We start from the raw sequence: 2,428 nt of genomic DNA, 5'->3' as shown, positions 1-2,428 counted from the left end.
GTTGTGGCCCAGTTCCATGTTTTCCAGGATCTTGGCCAGCGCCAGCAGCAGCGTGCCGGCGATGCAGGCCGGCCACAGCAGCGGCGCCCAGAACAACGGAGAGAACGCACCCAGGAACAGCAGGCTGCGGCCGAGCACGCCGGACCAGCGCACAGCCGCTGCGACGCGGCGGATGTAACGGGTGTCGGAGGCGCCGAGGCTGCCGATCACACGGTCGCGGATCGCATCGAGTTCCTCACCAAACGTCTGCATCTCGGCAGGGCTCAGGGCACGGTCGGTAGCGCGGGTCATGGCAGCGGAGTCCTCAGAGATCCAGGGTCAGGTCGGTGGTCGGCGCGCTCACGCAGATCCGCACCGGCACGGCCGTTTCGGACTGGGTATCGCCGGTGCGCAGGTGGCGGGTGGTGCCACTGACGCGTTCACAGGTACAGCTGTTGCAGATGCCCATGCGGCAGCCGTGCTTGGGCGCGATGCCCTGCGCCTCCAGGCTTTCCAGCAGCGAGCGGCCACGCGGCACGATCAGCCGCCGGCCGCTGCGGGCCAGGGTCAATGCGACCTCACCCAGGCTGTCGGCATCACTGAGTGCCGCAGGTGGCGTAAAGGCTTCAGCCTGGAAACCGGCCACCTGCTGCGCCAGGCGCGTGCGCGCAGCGGCAACGAAGCCATCCGGGCCACAGGCCAGCACATGGCGCTGCGCCAGCGGGGTGTCGTCACCGGCAACGGCCAACGTGTGGCTGTCGATGCGCGCGGCCGGCACCTCGCCTTCGCGGGTGGTCAGCAGATGCACGCGCAGGTTCGGGTTCGCTGCGGCCAGCGCCTGCAGCTCATCACGGAACTGGAACGCCGCGGCGCTGCGCTCCCAGTAGAACAGGTCGACCGGCGCCGCCAGCGGGCGCTGGCAGGCGTCGCGCAGCAGGCTGCGCATGGGCGTGATGCCGCTGCCGGCGGCCAGTAGAAGCACCGGCGCTGCGGCAGGCATGTGGAAATCACCGAAGGCCGCATCCAGCCGGAACAGGTCGCCCGGCTTGGCATGCGCGACCAGATGCTGGCTGACCTTGCCGCCTTCCACCGCCTTGACGGTAATGGCCAGCTCACGACGGCCCAGGCGGGTCGGGCTGTAGCTGCGGCGCAATACACGCCCCTCAAGCTCGACGCCCAGGGTGACGTGCTGGCCGGCGCGCATCCCGGCCCAGTGCCGGTTGCAGCGCAGGACCAGGGTGGCGGCGCCCTCGCCGGCCGGCTCGCGCCGTACCAGGCGGGCCATCGGCTCACGCAGGGTCCACAACGGATTCAGCTGGCCCGCCCAGAAGTCGAACAGCGACGGCGACAGCCAGCGGTACGGGGAAAACAGGGAAGGACGGACGACAGCGCTCATGGATGCACTATACGGCCGCACACACAGCTGTGTATACATGTGTATATTGCACCGGATTGGGTATGATTCAGCCTTGCCCCTCCGGAAGTACCATGGCCGCCGCCACCGTTCTGTCTCCGCCTGAAGATGCCAGCAGCCCGGCCCGCCGTACGGTGAGCCGCGAAGATCTGCTGGCCGCCGCGTTGAAACTGATCGGCCCGCATCGCAGCCTCTCCACCCTCAGCCTGCGCGAAGTCGCGCGCGAGGCGGGCATCGCACCCAACAGCTTCTACCGCCAGTTCCGCGACATGGACGAACTGGCCGTCGCCTTGATCGACGTGGCTGGGCGCTCGCTGCGCACCATCATTGGTGAAGCCCGCCAGCGCGCTACGTCCAGCGCCACCAGCGTGGTACGCGTGTCGGTGGAAACCTTCATGGAACAGCTGCGTGCCGACGACAAGCTGCTGCACGTACTGTTACGCGAAGGCGCGGTCGGCTCGGACGATTTCAAGCACGCGGTCGAACGCGAACTGCACTACTTCGAAGAAGAACTGCAGCATGACCTGGTGCGCCTGGCCGCACTGGATGGCGCAGTGCTCTACAAGCCGGAACTGGTGTCGATGGCGATCACCCGGCTGGTGTTTGCGATGGGCGCTTCGGCCATGGACCAGCCCCCTGAGAACGATCCGGAACTGGTCGAACAGATCTCCACGATGATCCGCATGATCATCGTCGGCGCGCGCACTCCCGCCGCCTTCCGCCGCGGCTGACCGCTTCCGGTGCATGACCACCGGCACACGCGCGTGCGCATTATGTAATGTTATAACAATTACGTTCGAGTAAAGGCCACGGTTTACGCACGCGCCGAGACCCTGATATAGCAATTGCTATGTTGATGACCATCTGCTTTCATGTGCGCCAGCCAGGTCGCCCTCGCCGCCCTCCCTCCCCAAGGACGACGCCCTCATGCGCATTGCTGCCTCCCTTCTCCGCCGGCTGCCGCTGGCTGCCGGTATTGCCGCCGCCCTGCCGGTGACCGCATTCGCCGCACCGCCTTCGCCTACCGAGCTGGAC

Annotated in this window: 2 protein-coding genes and 1 pseudogene; 1 reads left to right on the top strand and 2 read right to left on the bottom strand. The window is 67.1% G+C overall.

Features of this window, described 5'->3' with window-relative positions; all coding sequences use genetic code 11:
* A pseudogene (locus AC1VAN_RS18565) lies at positions 1–291 on the bottom strand (acyl-CoA desaturase); the annotation flags it as partial.
* Positions 292–304: 13 nt separating this feature from the next.
* Positions 305–1,375, bottom strand: a complete 1,071-nt coding sequence (locus AC1VAN_RS18560) for a ferredoxin reductase (RefSeq protein ID WP_051584920.1) — start codon at positions 1,373–1,375, stop codon at positions 305–307.
* Between the two features lie 92 nt (positions 1,376–1,467).
* Here AC1VAN_RS18560 and fabR point away from each other — a divergent pair, with 92 nt between their 5' ends.
* Positions 1,468–2,124 carry an HTH-type transcriptional repressor FabR gene (fabR, locus tag AC1VAN_RS18555; RefSeq protein WP_025878574.1) on the top strand — a complete coding sequence of 219 codons (657 nt, stop codon included), beginning with the start codon at positions 1,468–1,470 and terminating at the stop codon, positions 2,122–2,124.
* Positions 2,125–2,428 lie beyond the last annotated feature (304 nt).

The sequence above is a fragment of the Stenotrophomonas sp. 05L44_2 genome, assembly GCF_056665995.1.
The sequence above is the reverse complement of the archived record's forward strand: the minus strand, read 5'-3'. Positions and strand labels throughout refer to the sequence as shown.

Excerpts from the sequence above, each read along its gene's own strand:
- AC1VAN_RS18560 (WP_051584920.1), bottom strand. The coding sequence starts at position 1,375 with ATGAGCGCTGTCGTCCGTCCTTCCCTGTTTTCCCCGTACCGCTGGCTG.
- fabR (WP_025878574.1), top strand. The coding sequence starts at position 1,468 with ATGGCCGCCGCCACCGTTCTGTCTCCGCCTGAAGATGCCAGCAGCCCG.